We start from the raw sequence: 20,931 nt of genomic DNA on the forward strand, positions 1-20,931 counted from the left end.
CCGGCCGGCGTGTTGGCCGACGCTTCGGCCGGCTTTCTGGCCGACACCATGGCATGCTCCCCGGCGCCGCTTCTGTCGACGGCTGCCCAGCCCGAATTCAACCGATTGAAGGGTCGCATGCCCGGGCATGGGGATCAACGGGATCCGGACCTGCGGGACCGCGCGCCGCAGGGAGCAGGAGCAAGGCCCTCAATCGGCCACCGCATGGGCCGGGTCGACCTTGGCCGGCGTCTTGCCGACGCGGATCAGGAGGAGGAGCGGCAGGGCGGCGAGGCTGATGAAGGTCATCAGGCGGAAGTCGTTGGCATAGGCGATGATCACCGCCTGGGCGGTGACCAGCTGCTCGAGCAGGGCGCGGCCGGTCGTCGTGGCGGGATCGACCAGCGCGGCGGTGGGGAACTGCAGGCCGAGATTCCAGGGCGTCAGGCTCTCGGTCAGGCGGGCATGCATCAGCGTGGTGGTCGAGGTCAGCTGCGCGATCACGATCGAGACGCCGACGGCGCTGCCGAGATTGCGGATCAGCGTCCAGACTGCAGTGCCCTCGGTGCGGTAGCGCGCCGGCAGGGTCGCGAAGGCGACGGTGTTCAGCGGCACGAAGACGAAGCCGAGGCCGACGCCCTGCATGATCGAGGTCCAGACGATCGTGCTGGCGGGGGTATCGGCGGTCATGCCGGTCATGAAGACCAACGGCAGGGTCGACAGGATCAAGCCGGTCAGGATCATCAGCCGCGCGTCGATCCGGCCGAGCAGGCGCCCGGTGACCATCATCGCCGCCATGGTGCCGATGCCGCGCGTGCCGAGCAGCAGGCCGGCCTGCATGACCGGGTAGCCGATGACGTTCTGCACGAAGGGCGTGACCAGCGCCATGGTGGCGAGCAGGATGATGCCGACCACGAACATGAACACGACGCCGACGGAGAAATTGGTGTCCCGGAAGATCTGGATCGGGATGAAGGGCCGCTCCGCGGTCAGCGAATGGACGACGAAATACCAGAGCCCCGCCGCGGCGACGATCGCCTCGGCGCGGATCTCGGCCGAATCGAACCAGCCGAGCGACTCGCCCCGGTCGAGCATCAGCTGCGCGGCGCCGATGCCGATCGACAGCGCCGCGAAGCCGAACCAGTCGAAACGCATGCTCGGCTGGGTCGGGGTCTCCTGCATGAAGGCCGCCAGGCCAAGCACGGTGGCGATGCCGAAAGGCAGGTTGACGAAGAAGACCCAGTGCCAGGACAGCGTGTCGGTCAGCCAGCCGCCGAGCGTCGGGCCCATGATCGGGCCGATCATGACGCCCATGCCCCAGACCGCCATGGCCTGGCCGCGCCGCTCGGGCGGGTAGATGGCCATCATCACCGCCTGGCTCAGCGGCACCAGCGCGGCGCCGAAGACGCCCTGCAGCAGGCGGTAGAGCACCATGTCGGTGATCGACTGGGCGATGCCGCACAGCATCGAGGCGACCGTGAAGCCGGCCGCGCAGACGATCAGCACCTTCTTGGTGCCGAAGCGCATGGCCAGCCAGCCGACCGGCGCGGTCATGATCGCGGCGGCGACGATATAGGAGGTCAGCACCCAGTTGACCTGATCGATCGTCGCCGACAGGCTGCCCTGCATATAGGGCAGCGCCACATTGGCGATGGTCGTGTCGAGCGCCTGCATGATCGTGGCCGCCATCAGGCAGACGGTGATCATGCCGCGGTTCTTGACCTCGCCGCCCGGAACGGACCCGCCTGGAACGGACCTGCCCTGGGCCGCGCCGCCCTGGGCGCCCCCGGCCGGGACCGCCGCGGGCGCCTTGCCTGCGCCGGGGCCGCTCACCGGACGGTCGGCGCGACCGACTTCGGTGCGCCCTCCCCGCCTGCGAAAGCCGGAAGACCGACCAGGCCCGCGAGGCTGCGCTTGCGGCCGGTATCGATCGAGACGTCGGCGCTCATGCCGGCGCGCAGGCCGGTCGTGTCCTCGCCCGGCGCGAAGGCGACCCGAACGGGCACGCGCTGGACGACCTTGACCCAATTGCCCGAGGCGTTCTGCGCCGGCAGGATCGAGAATTGCGCGCCCGTGCCGGGGCTGATCGCATCGACGGTGCCGTGCCAGACCCGGCCCGGATAGGCGTCGACGGTGATCTCGACCGGCAGGCCCGGCCGGACGAATTCGAGATCGGTTTCCTTGGGATTGGCGTCGACCCACAGCCGTTCGGTGCCGACCACCGCGAAGACGGTGGTGCCCGCGGTCAGGTAGCGGCCCATCTGGATCGACGGGACCTGGGTGGCCATGCCGGCGATCGGCGAGCGCAGGACGGTGTTGTCGAGATCGCGCTGCGCCATGTCGCGCTTGGACAGGGCCTCCCGATAGGGCGGGAAGCGATCGATCGGCAGGGCGGGATCGCCGAGCAGCTGATTGAGCGCGGCGACGCGGCTCTGCTTCAGGCTTTCGGCCTGCGACCGCGCCGTGGCCAGGGCCAGCCGCACGGTCTCCACGTCGGTCTGGGTCGCGACGCGATTGCCGAGCAGGGACGACTTGCGTTCGAGATCCTTCTCGCGCAACTCGATGCTCTCCTCCGCGATGACGATCTGGCGGGCGAGGCTCTCCACCGAGGTCTTCAGGTTGGCGTGGTCGGCGCGCACCGACTGCAGCTTGGCTTCCGCCTCGGCGAGCGCCAACCGATAGGATTCCGGGTCGATCGCGAAGAGCGGGTCGCCCGGGCGGACCTTCTGGCCTTCGGTCACGTCGATGCGCACGACGCGCCCGGAAACCTCGGGCGTGATCAGCACCTTCTCGGCGCCGACATAGCTGTTGTCGGTCGAGATCCAGCGCCCGCCGGCAAGCCACAGCGCACCGCCGCCGACCGCGGCGGCGAGCGGCAGCACGACCATCAGCACGAAGCGCATCCCGGCCTTTCGATTGCGGCGCTGGGTGGCGGCCTCGACGGCGGCCTGCGGCGCCGGCAGCGCCAGGGGGGCGGATGCGGCCGAAGCCGCGACTTCGGCCTTCGGGGCGGCGGGGGCGGTGTCAGTCGGCATGGGTAAGCTCCGAATCCGCTGCGACCGCATGACAATCGGCGCCGGATTTGATGTTCTGCTTGATGGCGTTGAGCGAGGCCTTCAGCGTCGCGACGGCCTCCGGCGTGAAGCCGGCGAGCATCTCGTCGGTGATCGCGAGAGCCAGCGGCGCCAGATCCTCGACGGCCCGGCGGCCGGCCTCGGTCGTGAACAGGAGGTTGGCGCGGCGGTCGCTCGGATGCGGCCGGCGCTCGACCAGCCCCTGCGCATCGAGCCGGTCGATCAGGCGCGTCAGCGTGATCGGCTGGATTTCCAGCAGTTCGGCCAGTTCCGCCTGGGTCCGCCCCTCCTGCACATAGAGCTTGCCGAGCAGCGCCCATTGCGCGCGCGTGGTTCCGCATTCCCGGGCCCGGTGATCGACAAAGGACCGGATCTGGCGCGCCGTATCGACCAGGAGGAGAAACACCTCCCGGCGCGGATCGGCATAGAGGGACTGTAGCTGAGCCTTCGACATGCGCTCAATATAAGCATGCTTATTATATGGGAAAGGGACTTTGAGCATGGCAGGATTGCAGAAGCGTCCCGGCTCGCCCCGCCTTGCGCGGGCCTTCGGCTTCTGAAACAAAACGCCCGGGTGCCGCGCCCTGTCGCGACGGCCGACCGAGGTCGCCATGGATCGTTTTGCGCCGGGCCATGCCACCGGCATTCTTCTCTATTCGGCCGGAATCTTCTTCTTCGCCCTCAACGACGCGCTCGGCAAATGGCTGGTCGCCGACTATTCGGTCGGCCAGTTGCTGCTCCTGCGCACGATCGGGGCGGTCTTCGTGCTGGCGCCGCTCATCTGGATGCACCGGCCGGCGCTGATCGGCGGCGGCCAGACCGGGCTGAAGCTCGCCCGCGTCGCCTGCATGGCGGCCGATACCTTCGCCTTCTACTATTCGACGCTCTATCTGCCGCTCGCCGACGTGATGACCTTCTACATGGCGGCGCCGCTGCTGATCACCGCGATCGCGGTGCCGTTCCTGGGCGAGAAGGTCGGCATCTGGCGCTGGTCGGCGATCCTGGTCGGCTTCGTCGGCGTGGTCATCGCCCTGAAGCCGACCGGTGCGGCCGTCTCGATGGTCTCGCTGATCGCCCTGTTCGGCTCGACCATGTATGCGGCCGGCGTCACCATCACGCGCGCGCTCAAGGATACCCATTGGCTGCAGCTGGTGACGTGGCAGTTCGCCGGCGCCGGTCTGACCGGCCTCGTCACGGCACCGATCGGCTGGGTCACACCCGGCCCGGTGGACCTGATGCTCCTGTTCCTGCTCGGCGTCGTCGCGGTCGTCTGCTTCATCCTGATCGTCCGCGCCCTGTCGAACACGCCCGCCTCGGTGCTCGCCCCGTTCCAGTACAGTTCGATCCTCTGGGCGGCCGTGATGGGCTGGCTGGTCTGGGGCGACGTGCCGACGCGCGAGATCGTGATCGGCAATGCCATCATCGTGGCGAGCGGGCTCTTTCTCTTCTATCGCGAGCGGCGGCGCGGCTCGGATGTCGCCGATCGGATCGAACCGATCCCGTGAATCGCCCCCATCCGGGCACCCGATACCACATGCGGTTTCCACCTAGGTTGCACTGCAGCATCGGGCAGACCAAGGTGGCGCCAGCGGTCCGAGGGGCGGGCCGTCGGACGGAACGGACGTTATGCGGCCATCGATCATTCTTCTCGCCGCCGCGCTGGTCGGGCTCGGCGGCTTCGTCGGCTATCGGCAGTATCTCGCCGGCCAGGCCGCGCACCTGCCCGAGGGCGTGACCGGCTCGAACGGCCGCATCGAGGTCGAGCGCGTCGACATCGCCTCGAAATATGCCGGCCGTCTCCTGGAGATGCTGGTGCGCGAGGGCGACTTCGTCGAGAAGGGCGCGGTCATCGCCCGGCTCGACACCAGCGAGATCCGCGCGCAGCTTGCCGCCGCGGCCGCCACGGCGCAGCGCGCCATCCAGACGATCGGCCGCGCCGAGGCCGAGACCGCGATGCGCGAGGCCGAGCTGGCGCTGGCCGAGGTGGAGCTGAGGCGCGCCACCGAGCTGCACGACCGCTCGGTCACGTCGCAGGCCGAGGTCGACCGTCGCGCCGCCCAGCGCAACGTCGCCGCAGCGGCCGTCAAGGCGGCAAAATCCGCGATCGGCGAGGCCGAAGGCGCCCGCGCGGTCGCCGACGCCCAGGTCCGCCAGATCCAGGCCATGCTCGACGACATGACGCTGACCGCCCCGGTCGCCGGCCGCGTCGAATACCGCCTGGTGCAGACCGGCGAGGTGGTCGCGGCCGGCGCACGGGTCGCGACCCTGCTCGATCTCTCCGACGTGAACATGACCGTCTTCCTGCCGACGCGGCTGGTCGGCAGGGTCCGGCTCGGCGCGGACGCGCGCATCCGGCTCGACGCCGCCTCCGAATTCGTCATCCCCGCCAAGGTCTCCTTCGTCGCTGCGGAAGCACAGTTCACGCCCAAGACGGTCGAGACCGAGACCGAGCGCGACAAGCTCATGTACCGGGTCAAGGTCAGCATCGCCCCGGACCTGCTCGTGACGCGGCGCGACTACGTCAAGGCGGGGCTGACCGGCAACGCCTATCTGCTCACCGGCCGCGACGCCTTCCCGCCCGAGCTGGCGCCGAGGCTGCCCGATGCCCGCCCCTGACGGCACCCCGGCCGGCGCGCTTGCCGGGACGGTCGCACTCGACGGCATCGTCCATCGCTACGGCAAGACCCTGGCGCTCGAAGGGGTCGGCCTGAAGCTCGCCGCGGGCTCGGCCACGGCGGTCATCGGACCGGACGGGGTCGGCAAGTCGACCCTGCTCGGGCTGATTGCCGGCGTGAAGCGGCTGCAGGCCGGCACGGTCGCGGTGCTCGGCGGCGACATGGCCGACCGGCGCCATCGCGACGCGGTCGCCGGCCGCATCGCCTACATGCCGCAGGGGCTCGGCCGCAACCTCTACCCGACCCTGTCGGTGACCGAGAACATCGCCTTCCACGCCGCCCTGTTCGGCCTGACGCCGGCCGAGCGCGACGCGCGCGTCGACCGGCTGCTGGCGGCGACCGGCCTTGCACCCTTCGCCGATCGTCCGGCCGGCAAGCTCTCCGGCGGCATGAAGCAGAAGCTGTCGCTCTGCTGCGCGCTCGTGCACGATCCCGATCTCCTGATCCTGGACGAGCCGACCACCGGCGTCGATCCGCTGTCGCGCCGCCAGTTCTGGGAGCTGATCACCGACATCCGCGCCGGCCGGCCGGGCATGACGGTGCTGGTCGCCACCGCCTACATGGACGAGGCGGAACGCTTCGACCGCATCGTCGCGGTCGCCGACGGCCGGATCATCGCCGACGGTCCGACCCGCGACATCCTGGCCGCCTCCGGCGCCACCGGGCTGGAGGATGCCTATCGCCGGCTTCAGGCCGGCAGCGGGGGCGCCCTCCCCGAACCCTTCGCGATCGCGCCCCGCGTCCAGCATGACGGTCCGCCGGCCATCGCAGCCGAAGGTTTGACCCGGCGCTTCGGCGATTTCACCGCGGTCGACCATGTCAGCTTCCGGATCGAGCGCGGCGAGATCTTCGGCTTCCTCGGCTCCAACGGCTGCGGCAAGACGACCACGATGAAGATGCTGACCGGCCTGCTGCCGGCGACCGAGGGCACCGCCGAACTGCTCGGCTCGCCCGTCGATGCCGGCGATCTCGCCGTCCGAATGCGGGTCGGCTACATGTCGCAGGGCTTCTCGCTCTACGAGGAACTGTCGGTACGCGGCAATCTCGAGTTCCATGCCGCCGTCTACCATCTGCACGGAGCGGCGGCGCGCGCCCGCGTCGCCGAAACCATCGAACGCTTCGGGCTCGGCGAGGTCGCCGACGCCATGCCGGCCGCCCTGCCGCTCGGCATCCGCCAGCGCCTCCAGCTCGCCGCGGCCTGCCTGCACAAACCGGAGGTGCTGATCCTCGACGAACCGACCTCGGGGGTCGACCCGGAGGCGCGCGATTCCTTCTGGCGCCATCTCGGCGACCTGTCCCGGCGCGACGGCGTGACCATCTTCGTGTCGACCCACTTCATGAACGAGGCCGAGCGCTGCGACCGCATCTCGCTGATGCATGCCGGGCGGGTGCTCGCCGTCGGCGCCCCGGCCGAGATCGTCGCGGCGGCCGGCACGCGCACGCTCGAGGACGCCTTCATCCAGGTGCTGGAGCGGGAGAGCGGACAAGGTCCGGACGTTCCCGGTCCGGCCGCCGCGACCGCCGCACCGGGGGCGCGGGCGGCGCGGCCGGCGATCGACGCGGACCCGCCGTCCGACCGCCCGCTCGGCCGGCGCGATCCGGCCATCGCCCGGACGCTCGCCTTCGCCATGCGCGAGGCGCGTGAACTGCTGCGCGACCGCGTCCGCCTCGCCTTCGGGCTCCTCGGCCCGATGGCGCTGCTGGTCGTCTTCGCCTTCGGCATCTCCTTCGACGTGGAGAACCTGACCTACGCCGCCTTCGATCGCGACCAGTCGATCGAGAGCCGCGACCTGCTCCGCGCCCTGTCCGGCTCGCGCTATTTCGAGGAGCGCGCACCGGTCGCCTCGGAGGCGGAGGCGGACCGCCGGCTGATCAACGGGGAACTGCGGCTCGTCATTTCCATCCCGCCCGGCTTCGGGCGCGACCTGCTGCAAGGCCGACGTCCGGAGATCGGCTTCATCGTCGACGGTGCCAACACCTTCCGGGCCGAGACGGTCAGGAGCTACGTGCAGGGCGTCGTGCTCGGCTACGCGACCGAAAAGCTCCAGGCCTCCCCGCTCGGCAGCGCCGCGACGGCCGAGGCGGTCGCCTTCGTGCCGCGCTTTGCCTACAATCAGGCTTTCCTGAGCGTCAATGCGATCACGCCGGGCGTGATCATGCTGCTTCTGGTGCTGATCCCCGCCATGATGACGGCGCTCGGGGTGGTGCGCGAGAAGGAGATCGGCTCGATCGCCAACCTGCGCGCCTCGCCGGCGCGGGTGGCCGAATTCCTGATCGGCAAGCAACTGCCCTATGCCGCCCTCGGGCTCGCCGCCGGGCTCGCCATGGTGGCGATCGCTGTCTTCGCCTTCGGCGTGCCGTTCCGCGGCTCGGGCCTGGCCCTCGCCGCCGGAACGGCGCTCTACGTGCTGGCGACGACCGGCTTCGGCCTATTGGTCTCGACCGCGGTCGGCACCCAGGTCGCCGCCATCTTCGCGACCGCGATCCTGAGCTTCGTCCCGGCGATCAACTTCTCCGGCTTCCTCTACCCGCTTTCGGCCACCGACGGGGCCGCCTGGTGGGTCGGCACGCTGTTCCCCTCGTCCTGGTTCCAGACCATCGCGCTCGGCGTTTTCGCCAAGGGGCTCGGCCCGACCGAACTCCTGCCCCAATTCGCCGCGCTGGCCGGCTTCGGTCTCGTCTTCGTGACCGCCGCCGTCCTGCTGCTCGACAAGCAGGAGCCCTGACCGCCATGCTGCGCGCGATCGACAACATCTGGCATCTGGTGCTGAAGGAATTCGCCAGCCTCGCGGGCGACCGGGTCATGCTGGTGCTGATCTTCTACGCCTTCTCGATGGCCATCGTGACCGTCGCCAACGGCGTCAAGCTGGAAGTCTCGAATGCCAGCGTGGCGGTGGTCGACCTCGACCGCAGCCGGGCCGTCGACCGGATCGTCGATGCCGTGCGCCCGCCCTATTTCCGCGCCCCCGTCCGGGTCGATCCGGCCGTCGCCGCAGAGGGCATGGATCGCGGCCGCTATACCTTCCTGATCTCCTTCCCGCCGGCCTTCGAGGCCGACCTTCTGGCCGGCCGCAAGCCGGAGATCGGGTTGACGGTCGATGCCACCGCGATGACCCAGGCCGGCAACGGCGTCGCCTATCTGCGCGAGATCGTGGCGACCGAGACCGCCCGCTATCTCTCCGCCCAAGGCATCGAGGCGGGCCTGCCGGTCGCCGTCGTGATCCGCCAGGCCTTCAATCCGAACCTCGACGGCGTCCGCTACAACGCCGTCATGCAGATGGTCAATTCGATCACCATCCTGTCGATCATCCTGGTCGGCGCGGCGGTGATCCGGGAGCGCGAGCACGGCACCATCGAGCATCTCCTGGTCATGCCCGTCCGGCCGACCGAGATCGCGCTCGGCAAGATCATCGCCAACGGGCTCGTCGTCCTGCTCGCGGTCTTCTTCGCCATCGAGGTGGTCCTGCGCGGCGTGCTCGCCGTGCCGATCGCCGGATCGGTCCCGCTGTTCCTGGCCGGCACGGCCGTCTATCTCTTCGCCACCACGGCGCTCGGCATCGTGCTGGCGACGCTCGCCAACTCCATGCCGCAGCTCGGCCTGATGGCGATCCCGGTCTTCGTCACCATGCAGCTCCTGTCCGGCGCCATGACGCCGCTGGAAAGCATGCCGAAGGCCCTGCAGGACGCGATGCACGTCTCGCCCTCGGTCTATTTCGTGCAATTCTCCCAGGCGATCCTCTATCGCGGCGCCGGCTTCGAGGTGGTCTGGTTCCCCCTCGCCATGATGGCCGGCATCGGCGCCGTGCTGCTCGCCTTCGCGGTATCCCGCTTCCGCCGCATGCTCGAGAAGAGCGGCTAAACGGCCTACTCCTCCTACGACCGAATACGCAGGCGGGGTCGGATCAAGGCTTTCCCTGCGGTAGCCGGCTAGCCTTTTCGTCCTGCAGCCGAACCGGCGGGGTCCTTCGGGTCCCGGAGGGTTCGGCATGCGACCGAAAGGCTACCAGCGGGGAGAGAGCGCATGGATACTACCGAGACGATCAATACGCCGGGCGAGCCGGTCGCGGCCTCCACGGGGGCGCCGGTCGAGCGCGTGCCCGATCCGACCGATCCGATCGGCAAGGCCGCGGCGGCGCTGGCCCAACCGGAGGTGCCGACGGTGCGCACCACCCGCGCCGAGCGCCGTGATGCGCTGCGCCGGGCCAAGGAGGATCCGGACGCGATCCGCCGGGTGTTCGAGACCAGCATCTATCCTTACGAGGACCGGCTGACCGAGCGCGCCTACGAGAAGCAGATGGAGCCGCTCCAGGTCGAGCTGCTCAAGGCGCAGAACTGGATCAAGGCGACCGGCCAGCGCATCGTGATCCTGTTCGAGGGCCGCGACGCCGCCGGCAAGGGCGGCACGATCAAGCGCTTCATGGAGCATCTCAATCCGCGCGGCGCGCAGGTCGTGGCGCTGGAGAAGCCGAGCGAGCGGGAGCGCTCGCAGTGGTATTTCCAGCGCTATGTCGAGCACCTGCCCTCGGCCGGCGAGATCGTGCTGTTCGACCGCTCCTGGTACAACCGCGCCGGCGTCGAGCGTGTGATGGGCTTCTGCTCCCCGGCCGAATATCTCGAATTCATGCGCCAGGCGCCGCTGATCGAGCAGATGCTCGTCCGCTCCGGCATCCGCCTCTACAAGTTCTGGTTCTCGGTCACCCGCGAGGAACAGCGCCGCCGCTTCGAGGCGCGTCGCAACGATCCACTCAAGCAGTGGAAGCTGTCGCCGATCGATCTCGCCTCGCTCGACAAGTGGGACGACTACACGGAAGCCAAGGAGGCAATGTTCTTCTATACCGACACCGCCGACGCACCGTGGACGATCATCAAGTCCGACGACAAGAAGCGCGCCCGGCTCAACTGCCTGCAGCATTTCCTGTCGACGCTCGACTACGACAACCGCGACGAGACGGTGGTGGTCGGCGCCGATCCGCTGATCGTCGGCTCGACCGCCCATGTGGTGCGGACCGCCGACCACATCCTCGGCAAGTCGCTGCATCCGGGCAGCCGGCGGGCCTAGGCGGCGATCCTCGGGCGGCCAGCGGCGGAGGCGGGACCCAGGAAGCCGCCCCTACTTTGTAGCCAGCCGTCCCGCCGGTCGCGCCGGTCGGGTCCCGTCAGCCGCGCGCGGCGGCGATCTCGCCGCGCATGGCCGCGATCACGGCGCGATAGTCCGGCGCGCCGTAGATCGCGCTGCCGGCCACGAAGGTGTCGACGCCGGCCTCGGCCACGGCCCGGATGTTGTCCGTCTTCACACCGCCGTCGATCTCCAGCCGGATGTCGCGGCCCGAGGCGTCGATCAGCTCGCGCACCCGGCGCGCCTTGGCGAGCGCGGAGGGGATGAAGGCCTGCCCGCCGAAGCCGGGATTGACCGACATCAGAAGGATCAGGTCGAGCCGGTCCATCACCCATTCCAGGCAGTCGACCGAGGTGGCCGGATTGAGCACCAGCCCGGCCTTGCAGCCCTTGCGCCGGATCAGGTCGAGCGAGCGGTCGACATGATCGGAGGCCTCCGGATGGAAGCTGATCCAGTCGGCGCCGGCCTCCGCGAAGGCCTCGATCATGGCATCGACCGGCTTGACCATCAGGTGCACGTCGATCGGCGCCTTGGTGACCGGGCGGATCGCCTTGCAGATCATCGGCCCGATGGTCAGGTTCGGGACGTAGTGGTTGTCCATCACGTCGAAATGGATCCAGTCCGCCCCCGCCTCGATGACGGCCGTCACCTCATCGCCGAGCCGGGCGAAATCGGCCGAGAGGATCGAGGGGGCGATGATGGCGGGCTTCATGGGCTTCACGTCCTTTAGAAAACGGGAAGGCCCCGGCCACGTTCGGCCGGGGCGCTTCGGGTCTCGTCGTCGCGCCGCGCACGGGGCGGCGCAGGCGTCTCAGTTCACGACCTGCTTCAGCGAGCCGTCGGCATAGCGGGCGGCCATGTCGGACAGCGGGATCGCCTTGATCTTCTCGGCTTGCCCGGCGGTGCCGAAGGCCTCGAAACGCGCGACGCAGACCTTGGTCATCGCCTTGATGCCCTCGGAGAGATACTTGCGCGGGTCGAACTCGCCCTTGTTGACGAACATCACCCGGCGGATGGCGGCCGTCATGGCGAGGCGCAGGTCGGTGTCGATATTGACCTTGCGCACGCCGTGCTTGATGCCCTCCTGGATCTCCTCGACCGGCACGCCGTAGGTCTCCTTGAGCTCGCCGCCATACTGACGGATCTCGGCCAGAAGCTCCTGCGGCACCGAGGAGGAGCCGTGCATCACCAGGTGGGTGTTGGGGATGCGGGCGTGGATCTCCTTGATGCGCGAGATGGCCAGCACCTCGCCGGTCGGGCGCTTGGTGAACTTGTAGGCGCCGTGCGAGGTGCCGATCGCGATGGCGAGCGCATCGACCTGGGTCTTGGCGACGAAATCGGCCGCTTGGTCGACATCGGTCAGAAGCTGCTCGCGGGTCATGGTGCCCTCGGCGCCGTGACCGTCCTCCTTGTCGCCCTTCATGGTCTCCAGCGAGCCGAGCACGCCGAGCTCGCCTTCGACCGACACGCCCTGCGCATGGGCGCTGTCGACCACGGTCCGGGTCACGTCGACATTGTATTCGTAGTCGGCGACCGACTTGCCGTCGGCCTGCAGCGAGCCGTCCATCATCACCGAGGTGAAGCCGTTCTCGATCGCCGAGAAGCAGACCGGCGGCGCGGCGCCGTGGTCGAGATGCATCACGATCGGAATGGTCGGATAGGTCTCGATGGCGCCCTGGATCATGTGGCGCAGGAAGGCGTCGCCGGCATATTTGCGGGCGCCGGCCGAGGCCTGCAGGATGACCGGGGACTTGGTCTCGTCCGCCGCCGCCATGATCGCGCGGACCTGCTCCAGGTTGTTGACGTTGAAGGCCGGCAGGCCGTAGCCGTTCTCGGCGGCATGGTCGAGCAGTTGGCGCAAGGAAACGAGCGGCATTCAGGGATCTCCTGCAACGGGCAATCGGCGGATCCGGTCCCCGTCGGATGACGGACCGGCCTTCGGTCGGCCCTTGCTGTAGCCAGCAATATGGGGCGGCAGCAAGACGAAAAAGGCCGTATCGGCAGAGAAAAGGTGAATGGCTACAGTATATTAGAAAGAATTTGCAGCACGGCAAGGTGTTCCGCGCGATGCCTTGCCGCCGGCGGCGGCAAGGCCGCCGTCAGCATCGGTTGAAGAAGCAGTAGAAGGGTCCCTCGCCCGGTGGCGGGCCGCCCGGACGTGCGCCGCCGGGCGGAGGCTGCGGCGGACGGGCACCGATCCCGGCCGGCGGAACCGGTGCGTTCGGCCGCACAAGGCGCGGATCGACGCCCGGCGGCCGGTCGCTGACCTGGCGGTCCGCGGGCTGGCGGTCGACGGGCTGGCGGTCGGGCGTCGGGCGCGTCTCGCCGGTCGGACGCGGGTCCACGGCCGGCCGTTCGGTCCGCACCGGCGCCGGGGCCGGAGCCTTGTCGGAACCGCGCGGCGCCTCGACGCTGCTGTCGAGCAGCACGCCGTCGGGCAAGGCGGCGACGCGGATCGCCTCGTTATAGGCGCGGAAGCTGTCGGCATTGCGCGCCGTCCCGGCGACCTTCACGCTCGCATCCGAGATCGAGAGCGTGCCGTCGGCCAGTTCGCCGGCCCGCCGGATCGCGAAGCGCAGCGCGGCCTCGAAATCCGGGCCGGCGCCGGCGGCGATCCGCGTGTCGTCGCGAATCTCGATGCCGCGCGGCAGGCTCGCCTTCAGGCCCTCGATCACCCGCTTGCGCTCCTCGTCGGAGGGCACGAAGCCGGTCAGGCGAACCACCCAGCGCTCGACCTTGGCGTTCCACACGTAAGGCGCGACGCGCGCCGGCTTCAGGTCGAGCCTGGCCTTCGCGCCGCCCGGCAGCCAGCCGCCGAGATCCTGCAGGACCGCCGCATAGCCCTCCGGTGTCGCCGCGGTGCCGTCGACCGTTATCGCGCTGTCGCGAAGCGCGACGGTGCCGGCCTCGAGCCGCGCCGCCTGAGCCGTCATGGTGCGGGCGAGTTCGGTGAAACGATCCGGCGCCCCGTCGCCGACCTGCAGGTCGTCGACGACGCGCGCGCCGGCGACCTGCCCGGCGGCAGCCAGCAGGTCCCGGCGCAGGGTCTCGGTCGGAACATAGCCGGTCAGCCGGATCTCGCCGCCCGACCGGGTCATCTGCCATGTGTAGGGCGACATGACCGGCGCATTGACCGAGAATCGGAGCAGCCGGAAGTCCGCCGGCAGGGGGCCGCTGACCGCGCCGCGCAAGGCCTCGAAGGCGTCCGGATCGAGGCTTTGGCCGTCGATGCTGAGATTGCGTTCGGACAGGGTGATCCGGCCGCGCGCGAGCCGCGGCGCCAGCTCGGCGGCGAAGCGCACCGCCTCCGCAAAGGCCGGCGGCGCGCCGTCGGCGATGCGGGTCTCGTCCTTCAGGCTGCGCCCGCCGGCGGCCGGCGCCAAGGCGGCGGCAAGGTCGGTCCGCACGGCCGCCTCCGGCACGGACCCGGTCACCGTGATCGCACCCGGGTCGATCGACAGCGCCCAGTCGAACGGCGCCGCCAGCGGCGGGCGGATGGTGCGTTCGAACCGCAGCCCCGCGACACCGGACCGTGAGACCGCCGCCAGCGCCTGAAAGGCCTCGCCGCTGCGCGCCCGTCCGTTCAGGCGGACGACGCCGTCGGCGAGGGTCAGCCGCGCCTCGCCGAGTTCTGCAAAATCCGCCAGCGCCGCCGCGAGCGTCTCGGCAAAGCCGGCCGGCGCGCCGCCGGCGGGCCGGGTATCGTCGGCGACCGTCAGATTAGGCGCGTTGCGACGGAGCGTCTCGATCAGTTGGAGGCGGGTCTCGTTGTCCGGGACGTAGCCGGTGAAGCGGACGCGGGTGCCGGTCAACTCGGCGCCGAACTGATAGGCGGCCACCGGCGCCGGGGTCAGCGCGGTGCGCGCGATGCCGGAGCCGGATGGCGGGCGGGCGAGGTCGCGCAGCAAGGCGGCATGGGCTTCCGGCGTGGCGACGGTGCCCTCCACGGCGATGTTGCCGTCCTCGACGGTGATCCGCCCCTCGGCCAGCCGGCCCGCCTGGTTCAGCGCCCAGCGCGCCATGCCGGCGAAGGCGTCCGGCGCACCGGCGGCGATCAGCGTCTCGTCCTTGACCGCGCCGTCGCCGAACACATTGGTGCCGGCCCCCGCAATGTCCCGGCGCGTCGCCTCGGAGGGCACGAAGCCGGTCAGCCGCACCGCGCCGCGAGCGACCGCAACCGTCCAGGCGAAGGGCGCGACATGGGCCGGCTCGATCGCCCAGGCACGCTGCCGGAACCCGGCCGGCAAGGCGGTGCCGGATCGGCGCAGGTCCTCGTAGTCGGAGGGTGCATAGGCCTGGCCGTCCAGAGCGGCCGCCTGATCGCGCAGGCTCGCCCGGCCCTTCATCAGGCGGCCGGCCTCACCGGTCAGGAAACGGGCCGCGGCCATGAACTCGGCCGGGGCGCCGTCGGCCACCCGGGTCTCGTCACGCACCGTCCGGCCGCGCCCGACCCGGGCGGCCAGGTCGGCCAGTTCGGTCCTGGCATCGGCCGATGGCACGAACCCGGACAGGACCAGGGCCTGACCGTCGGCGGTCGCGCTCCATTCATACGGCGCCGCAGCCGGCGGCCGCACCTCGAAGATCAGGGTGCCGCCGCCCGGCACCGGCTCGCGATTCTTCTGCAAGGCCGCCATGAAGGCATCGAAACTGCGCGCGCGGCCTTCGAGGCGAACGTCGCGTCCGGTCACCGACGCCTTCGGATCGGCCGTGTCGGCCATGCGCGACAGCGCATAGAGCGCGGCGTCTCCGAAGCCGGCGGGCGCCCCGGCGGCGATCAGCATCTGATCGACGACGTTGCCCTGCGGGGCGAACTTGCGCGCCGCCTCGACCAGGGCGGTCCGTTGCGCCTCGCTGGCGACGTAGCCGCCCAACCTCAGCCGCGCCCCATTGGCATCCGCATTCCAGGTGAAGGGCGAGACGCCGGCCGGGATCAGACCGACGATCTGTCCGATCGCATTGCCCGGCAATGTCTTGCCGAGGTCGCGCATGGCGGCCGCATAGGCGTCCGGGCTCGTTGCGGTACCCTCGACGGTCAGCTTGCCGTCCTCGATCGCCAGACGCACGGTCGCGCCGAGGCGCGGCAATTGCGCCAGCGCCAGCCGCGCCAGCGCCGGAAAGGCCGGGGGGGCGCCCTCGGCGATCTGCAAATCGTCCTGGATCGGCGTGGTGCCGAGGGCGGCCGTGGCGGCGGCGGCAAGGTCCTGGCGAACCGCCTCGGAGGGGACGTAGCCGGCGAGCTTCAGCCCGCCCGCGCCGAGCGTCGCGGTCCAGACATAGGGCGAGATCAGAGGCGGGGAGACCGAATTCCGGTCGATCACGAAGCCGGGCGGCAGACGATCGGAGACCGGCACCTGAAGGGCGCGCGACAGCACCATGAAGTCGCCGGGCGAGGCGACCTGCCCGTCGACCGTCAGCGACTTGCCCGACAGCGCGATCCGCCCGCGGACGAGGCGCGGCGTCAAATCGGCCGCAAAGCGCACGGCGGCCAGGAAATCCGGCGGTGCGCCGTCGGCGATCTGGGTATCGTCGCGCACGGTGCGTCCGCCCGCAGCCCGCTTGGCGGCCGCCGAGACGGCGCTCTTCGCCTCCTCGTTCGGAACGTATCCGGTCACCGCGAGCCGGTCGCCCTCGATCACGAAGGCGAGGTCGAAGGGCTGCACCAGCGGCGGCCGGATGGTCGAAACGAGGCTGCCGGCCGGGACGGTGGCGGATTTCAGCACGGCATAGGATTCCGTGCTGCGCGCGCGGCCGTCGACCTGCAATTCGTCACCCGCGACGGTCACGCGGCCGAGCGACAGCTCCGCCAGCTTGCCGGCGCCGAACAGGGCGAGGTCGACGAAGGCCGGGCCGTTGCCCGACGCGATGCGCGTCTCGTCATGCACGGCTTGGCCCGGAACCGCGCGACGCACGGCGTCGAGAATGCGCGCCTGGACCGCCTCGTCGGGCACGAAGCCGCTGATCGCGACGCGGCCGGGATCGAGGTCGATCTGGAAGCGGTAGCTGGCCACGGCCGGCGCGCGCACCGAGAGGCGGGCCTGCCAGCCGCCCGGCAGCGGTCGCGCGAAGTCGCGCATCAGCCGGGCATAGCCCTCGGGCGAGATCGCCGCGCCGTCGATGACCGCATCCCGGCCCTGCACCTTGACCGAGCCCGAGGAGAGATCCGCGAGGCCGCCGAGCAATTGCCGGACGGTCTCGGCATATCCGGCCGGAGCCCCGGGCGCGACCTTGACTTCGCTCGTCACCTGGATGCCGGCAATGCCGCGGACCACCGCATCCTGGAAGGCCTGACGCTCGGCCTCGCCGGGCGCAAAGCCGATCAGCCGCACGGCACTGCCGTCGCGAAGGGCCACGAAACCGTAGGTCCCGGGCGCGGGGCCCGGATCGTCCTTCGACCCGAACAGGGCGAACAGCACGCCGCCGACGACCAGAAGGCCGGCGAGCGCCGCCGCGATCATGCCGATCGGCGCTCGCCGCTTCGGCCCCTCCCCGGCGGCGGGTGCCTGTCCGGGCCGGGTCACCGTCGGCGGCCGGATGGCAGCCGGCGCCGCGCGTGCAGTGTCGGATGGCGCGACCGCAGGGGCCGCGGCGTCGCCGTCCGGCGCCGGTTCCGGCCCCGCCGTCGCGGGCGAGACGCCGAGAATGGCGGGACGCTCGGCTTCGGCCGGCACTGCCACGACGGGCTCCCGTGTCCAGCCGAGAGCCTCGCGCAGCGCCGCGATGCTCTGCGGCCGCTCGCGCTCGTCGATGCGCAGCGCCTGGTCGATGCCGTTCAGAAAGGCGACCGAATAGCGCCCCGGATCGGCCACGGCCTCCGCGACCGGCAGATACGGGTCGCCGCTGCCGCCAGCGCGGCCCATGCGCATGATGCGGTTGACGGAGGCGACCGGAGGCGCGCCGGTGACGGCCCGATACAGCACCGCGCCGAGCGAATAGATGTCGGTATAGCGGCCGTGCCGGGCCGGCAGGTCGATGTCGGCCTGTTCGGGCGGCGCATAGCGCATCTGGGCGACGGTCTTGGCCGAGCGCTCGCGGTCGAGCCCCTGGCCCGCCGCCCCGAAATCGATCAGCAGCGGGTCGCCGTTCGGCCGCACCATGATGTTTCGGGGGGTCAGATCCCGATGCATGGTATCGGCATCATGGACGTGATCGACGGCGTCGAAGATCTTCTCGAACAGCGGCCGCAGTCCGGCCTCGTCCGGTGGCTCGGCATGGCCGATCAGCCATTGTTCGAGGGTGACGCCCTCGACATATTCCATGACCAGATAGCAGGTGTTGTTCCAGCGCAGAAAGTTCTCGCCCTTGACCACATAGGGGTGGCTCAGGCGATTGACGACCGCCTTGGCCTCGTCCTGGAACTTCTGCAGCGCATACTCGTAGGTTCCCTCGCTGATCGCGGTATCGACCAGCACGGTCGAGCCGCTGCGCGAGGCGAGATCGCGGACATAGAACTCCTTGATCGCCACCGTCTTGTGGGTGACGTCGTTGAAGGCCTTGTAGGTGATCCCGAATCCGCCGGCGCCCAGCACCTCCAGAATCCGGTAGCCGCACACTTCCGTGCCGATATCGAGGGCGTAGGGATACCGCGGATCTTTCATGGGGGATTCGGCCCGCCTTTCACATTCATTATGGCAACCGCGTTCCGCCGTTGCCAGAGCAGGGCTGAAACCGGCAGGCGATCCGCCTCACGGTGCGCCGCACGCCCCGCCTGCCCGAGCCCCTTCGGACGGTGCGACCGATCGGGCCGCCGGCATTCCGACGTCCCCGCCGACCTGCCCTCAGTTCCGTCCTGGCGGCCGAAGGGCCCGTGGTTCGTGGTCACGAGACGGATGGGGACCATCCGTCTCGTGAATCCAAACCACTAGGGGCGCCCGGTTTCGGGATGTTGTCGTTAGGGCATCGTCGTTCCGGACCTTGCTATGCCGCGAGCCCGGGCGGGTGCGGCAGGTAATGGGCGCCTTCTTCCGCCAGGAAATCGGCCAATGCGCGTGGTGCCGGGAGCAGCCTGCGGTCGCGCAGGTGGACCACATACCATTCCCTCAGAATCGGCAGGCCGGCCACGTCGAGCGTCACCAGCCGGCCGTCCTTCAGTTCGGCCGCGATCGTATGGGCGGAAATGAAGGCAATGCCGAGGCCGGCCATGACAGCCTGCTTGATCGTCTCGTTGGAGCCGATCTCGAAACCGATATTCGGCTGCACGCCGTTGGCGGCGAACAGGCGCTCCATCAACCCGCGCGTCCCCGACCCCGGCTCGCGCAGGAGGAAGGATTCGCCGGTGAGATCGGCCGGAGACAGGCCGCGCGCCGCCGCCAACGGGTGATCCGGCGCGGCTATGATGACATGCGGATGCGCGCCGATCGGCCACTGACTGACCGCCAGATCCTCCGGCGGCCGCCCCATGATCGCCACATCGATGCGGCCGGCGCGCAGCTGTTCGATGATCTCGCTGCGATTTCCGATGAAGAGCTTCAGCGTCAGCCCGGGAAAGCGGCGGCGGAACTCGGCGAGCGCGCGCGGCGCGAAATACTTGGCCGTCGAGATGACCCCGACCGCGACCTCGCCGCGCCCGGCATTGCGCATCTCGTCGAGCGCCTGGATGCAGTCGGTCAGCGCCAGTTCGATCCGCTCCACCGTCGCCAGCACCTCGCGGCCGGCCGAGGTCAGCCGGATGCCGTCGGCCAGGCGCTCGACCAGCGGCAGGCCGGCGGCCTCCTCCAACTGGCGCATCTGCACGGTCACGGCCGGCGGCGTGACATGGAGCAGCTCGGCGGCGCCGGCAAAGGACCCCGAGCGGACCACCGCCTCCAGCGACCGCAATTGCTTCAGCGTGACATAGCGCATGATCGCCCTCCCCGGTCGCCGGGCCACCGGTTCGGCCCTCGCACAAGGAAATTTAATGCACGCGTAAAATAATGCAAATTTACTGAAGCGACCGATGCGCGCAGGGTGATCCGGTCCGGATCGGACCCGAGCGGAGGAGTCGGGTCCCATCCGGATCAGGGAGACCGGACATGCACATGACCCTCGGCGCTTTTGCGTTTCTGCCCGATCTGACGGAAGAGCAGATCTGCCGGCAGATCGACTATTGCATCTCGAACGACTGGACCGTGGCGATCGAATTCGCCGCGGAGGTCCAGAATCGCGACACGCAATGGGATACCTGGGGCGTGCCGATGTTCGACGTGCGCGACGCGAAGGCCGTGCTGGCCGAAATCCGCGCCTGCCGCGAGGCCCATCCGAAGCACTATATCCGGATCAGCGCCTTCGACCCGAGCCGCGGCTGGGAGACGGTCCGCCTGTCCTTCATCATCAACCGCCCGCGCGCCGAACCGGTCGTCCGCTTCGACCGCAGCGAATCCCAGTTCCGCGCCCTGCGCCACCGCGCCCAGCCCCAGCCGGAACGGCGGGCGATGGGCGCCCGGTTCTGACAGGGGACATCAAGCCTGTAGTTACGAGCGCAGAGACTGTTTCGTCCGGCGCTATCCCTTAGACAGGGTGCGGATCGTGACCGAGCGATCCGAGCGGACCTCAACGACTTTGTTGATGAGGTCGTCCATCGCTTCGACTGTATCGAGAGCGATGGCGAAGAATTCGGCCTGCAAATCGCGATCGAGATTTCCTGGCAGGAACAAGATGAGCCCGGGATGGATCGCCTCGCGCGCATAGAGGCGCAGGAAATCCCGGGTATTGCTGGTCACGAAGATAAAATTTCCCTGCAGGATGAATGGCATCAGGTGTTCATCGCGCCGTCCCTGCAGGCCGCGATGAACGACATGCGTCGCATGGTGGCCACGCGCATTCGCGACCCCGACCAGACCGGGATAGAGGCATTCGTCGATCAGAAATGGGTCGATCACAGCGGCTTGCCTGCGCGCTCCCACGCGAGGCAGGCCTCGATGCCGTCGAGCGGCAGCGACGGGTAGGTGTTGAAGATCTCCGCCCGCGGCAGACGACGCCGGACCTCGATCAGGACATTCTCGGCCGGCACGCGCGTGCCCTCGACGACCGGCATGCCGCTGAGGATGCCGGGGTCCGATACGATCCGGGTCTTCACGTCGGTGGCCATGATCATCGTCTCCTCGGCACGAGT

15 protein-coding genes are annotated in these 20,931 nt (G+C 69.7%); 6 read left to right on the forward strand and 9 right to left on the reverse strand.

Going from position 1 to position 20,931, the window contains the following annotated elements; translation table 11 throughout:
* Nucleotides 1-189: 189 nt before the first annotated feature.
* The 3 genes from ABB55_RS04730 to ABB55_RS04740 all read right to left on the reverse strand — a co-directional run bounded on the left by ABB55_RS04730 (nucleotide 190) and on the right by ABB55_RS04740 (nucleotide 3,507).
* Nucleotides 190-1,686 carry a DHA2 family efflux MFS transporter permease subunit gene (locus ABB55_RS04730; RefSeq protein ID WP_083464053.1) on the reverse strand — a complete coding sequence of 499 codons (1,497 nt, stop codon included), beginning with the start codon at nucleotides 1,684-1,686 and terminating at the stop codon, nucleotides 190-192.
* 122 nt (nucleotides 1,687-1,808) lie between these two features.
* Nucleotides 1,809-3,014, reverse strand: coding sequence for an HlyD family secretion protein (locus ABB55_RS04735; RefSeq protein WP_054357784.1), 1,206 nt, complete (start codon nucleotides 3,012-3,014; stop codon nucleotides 1,809-1,811).
* A complete protein-coding gene (locus ABB55_RS04740; RefSeq protein ID WP_054357785.1) occupies nucleotides 3,004-3,507 on the reverse strand; it encodes a MarR family winged helix-turn-helix transcriptional regulator in 504 nt (167 codons plus the stop codon). The genes ABB55_RS04735 and ABB55_RS04740 overlap by 11 nt, the downstream gene beginning before the upstream one ends.
* A 157-nt stretch (nucleotides 3,508-3,664) precedes the next feature.
* On the opposite strand from ABB55_RS04740, the gene ABB55_RS04745 reads away from it, so the two are divergent.
* The 5 genes from ABB55_RS04745 to ppk2 all read left to right on the forward strand — a co-directional run bounded on the left by ABB55_RS04745 (nucleotide 3,665) and on the right by ppk2 (nucleotide 10,787).
* Complete coding sequence (locus tag ABB55_RS04745) at nucleotides 3,665-4,558, forward strand: DMT family transporter (RefSeq protein ID WP_054357786.1); 894 nt, start codon at nucleotides 3,665-3,667, stop codon at nucleotides 4,556-4,558.
* 121 nt (nucleotides 4,559-4,679) lie between these two features.
* On the forward strand, nucleotides 4,680-5,669 hold the full coding sequence (locus ABB55_RS04750; RefSeq protein WP_054357787.1) for an HlyD family secretion protein: 990 nt from the start codon (nucleotides 4,680-4,682) through the stop codon (nucleotides 5,667-5,669).
* Nucleotides 5,656-8,454, forward strand: a complete 2,799-nt coding sequence (rbbA, locus tag ABB55_RS04755) for a ribosome-associated ATPase/putative transporter RbbA (RefSeq protein WP_054357788.1) — start codon at nucleotides 5,656-5,658, stop codon at nucleotides 8,452-8,454. Before ABB55_RS04750 ends, rbbA begins: the two co-directional genes overlap by 14 nt.
* Before the next feature lie 5 nt (nucleotides 8,455-8,459).
* Nucleotides 8,460-9,587 (forward strand): ABC transporter permease, encoded by a 1,128-nt coding sequence (locus tag ABB55_RS04760; RefSeq protein ID WP_054357789.1) that lies wholly within the window; start codon nucleotides 8,460-8,462, stop codon nucleotides 9,585-9,587.
* Between the two features lie 162 nt (nucleotides 9,588-9,749).
* Complete coding sequence (gene ppk2 / locus ABB55_RS04765; protein WP_083463354.1) at nucleotides 9,750-10,787, forward strand: polyphosphate kinase 2; 1,038 nt, start codon at nucleotides 9,750-9,752, stop codon at nucleotides 10,785-10,787.
* A 97-nt stretch (nucleotides 10,788-10,884) separates the two neighbouring features.
* Here the strand turns inward: ppk2 and rpe are convergent, their stop codons facing one another.
* The 4 genes from rpe to ABB55_RS04785 all read right to left on the reverse strand — a co-directional run bounded on the left by rpe (nucleotide 10,885) and on the right by ABB55_RS04785 (nucleotide 19,682).
* Entirely contained in the window at nucleotides 10,885-11,556 is a 672-nt protein-coding gene (rpe, locus tag ABB55_RS04770; protein WP_054357790.1) for a ribulose-phosphate 3-epimerase, read from the reverse strand.
* A gap of 99 nt (nucleotides 11,557-11,655) precedes the next feature.
* Nucleotides 11,656-12,720, reverse strand: coding sequence for a class II fructose-bisphosphate aldolase (fba, locus tag ABB55_RS04775; protein WP_054357791.1), 1,065 nt, complete (start codon nucleotides 12,718-12,720; stop codon nucleotides 11,656-11,658).
* Between the two features lie 223 nt (nucleotides 12,721-12,943).
* Nucleotides 12,944-18,439 carry a serine/threonine-protein kinase gene (locus tag ABB55_RS04780; RefSeq protein ID WP_054357792.1) on the reverse strand — a complete coding sequence of 1,832 codons (5,496 nt, stop codon included), beginning with the start codon at nucleotides 18,437-18,439 and terminating at the stop codon, nucleotides 12,944-12,946.
* Between the two features lie 319 nt (nucleotides 18,440-18,758).
* Entirely contained in the window at nucleotides 18,759-19,682 is a 924-nt protein-coding gene (locus ABB55_RS04785; protein ID WP_054357793.1) for a LysR family transcriptional regulator, read from the reverse strand.
* Between the two features lie 170 nt (nucleotides 19,683-19,852).
* Between ABB55_RS04785 and ABB55_RS04790 the strand changes: the two genes are divergently transcribed.
* The gene (locus tag ABB55_RS04790; RefSeq protein ID WP_054357794.1) at nucleotides 19,853-20,269 is read left to right on the forward strand and encodes a RuBisCO small subunit-like domain-containing protein; all 417 of its coding nucleotides are present in this window, start codon (nucleotides 19,853-19,855) and stop codon (nucleotides 20,267-20,269) included.
* A 51-nt stretch (nucleotides 20,270-20,320) separates the two neighbouring features.
* On the opposite strand, the gene ABB55_RS04795 is transcribed toward ABB55_RS04790, so the two are convergent.
* Nucleotides 20,321-20,698 carry a DUF5615 family PIN-like protein gene (locus ABB55_RS04795; protein WP_054357795.1) on the reverse strand — a complete coding sequence of 126 codons (378 nt, stop codon included), beginning with the start codon at nucleotides 20,696-20,698 and terminating at the stop codon, nucleotides 20,321-20,323.
* On the reverse strand, nucleotides 20,695-20,907 hold the full coding sequence (locus tag ABB55_RS04800) for a DUF433 domain-containing protein (RefSeq protein WP_160321162.1): 213 nt from the start codon (nucleotides 20,905-20,907) through the stop codon (nucleotides 20,695-20,697). Before ABB55_RS04800 ends, ABB55_RS04795 begins: the two co-directional genes overlap by 4 nt.
* Nucleotides 20,908-20,931: the final 24 nt, after the last annotated feature.

This window comes from Prosthecodimorpha hirschii (assembly GCF_001305515.1).
Lineage (GTDB): Bacteria > Pseudomonadota > Alphaproteobacteria > Rhizobiales > Ancalomicrobiaceae > Prosthecodimorpha > Prosthecodimorpha hirschii.

Excerpts from the sequence above, each read along its gene's own strand:
- ABB55_RS04730 (WP_083464053.1), bottom strand. The coding sequence starts at position 1,686 with ATGATCACCGTCTGCCTGATGGCGGCCACGATCATGCAGGCGCTCGAC.
- ABB55_RS04735 (WP_054357784.1), bottom strand. The coding sequence starts at position 3,014 with ATGCCGACTGACACCGCCCCCGCCGCCCCGAAGGCCGAAGTCGCGGCT.
- ABB55_RS04740 (WP_054357785.1), bottom strand. The coding sequence starts at position 3,507 with ATGTCGAAGGCTCAGCTACAGTCCCTCTATGCCGATCCGCGCCGGGAG.
- ABB55_RS04745 (WP_054357786.1), top strand. The coding sequence starts at position 3,665 with ATGGATCGTTTTGCGCCGGGCCATGCCACCGGCATTCTTCTCTATTCG.
- ABB55_RS04750 (WP_054357787.1), top strand. The coding sequence starts at position 4,680 with ATGCGGCCATCGATCATTCTTCTCGCCGCCGCGCTGGTCGGGCTCGGC.
- rbbA (WP_054357788.1), top strand. The coding sequence starts at position 5,656 with ATGCCCGCCCCTGACGGCACCCCGGCCGGCGCGCTTGCCGGGACGGTC.
- ABB55_RS04760 (WP_054357789.1), top strand. The coding sequence starts at position 8,460 with ATGCTGCGCGCGATCGACAACATCTGGCATCTGGTGCTGAAGGAATTC.
- ppk2 (WP_083463354.1), top strand. The coding sequence starts at position 9,750 with ATGGATACTACCGAGACGATCAATACGCCGGGCGAGCCGGTCGCGGCC.
- rpe (WP_054357790.1), bottom strand. The coding sequence starts at position 11,556 with ATGAAGCCCGCCATCATCGCCCCCTCGATCCTCTCGGCCGATTTCGCC.
- fba (WP_054357791.1), bottom strand. The coding sequence starts at position 12,720 with ATGCCGCTCGTTTCCTTGCGCCAACTGCTCGACCATGCCGCCGAGAAC.
- ABB55_RS04780 (WP_054357792.1), bottom strand. The coding sequence starts at position 18,439 with ATGAAAGATCCGCGGTATCCCTACGCCCTCGATATCGGCACGGAAGTG.
- ABB55_RS04785 (WP_054357793.1), bottom strand. The coding sequence starts at position 19,682 with ATGCGCTATGTCACGCTGAAGCAATTGCGGTCGCTGGAGGCGGTGGTC.
- ABB55_RS04790 (WP_054357794.1), top strand. The coding sequence starts at position 19,853 with ATGCACATGACCCTCGGCGCTTTTGCGTTTCTGCCCGATCTGACGGAA.
- ABB55_RS04800 (WP_160321162.1), bottom strand. The coding sequence starts at position 20,907 with ATGGCCACCGACGTGAAGACCCGGATCGTATCGGACCCCGGCATCCTC.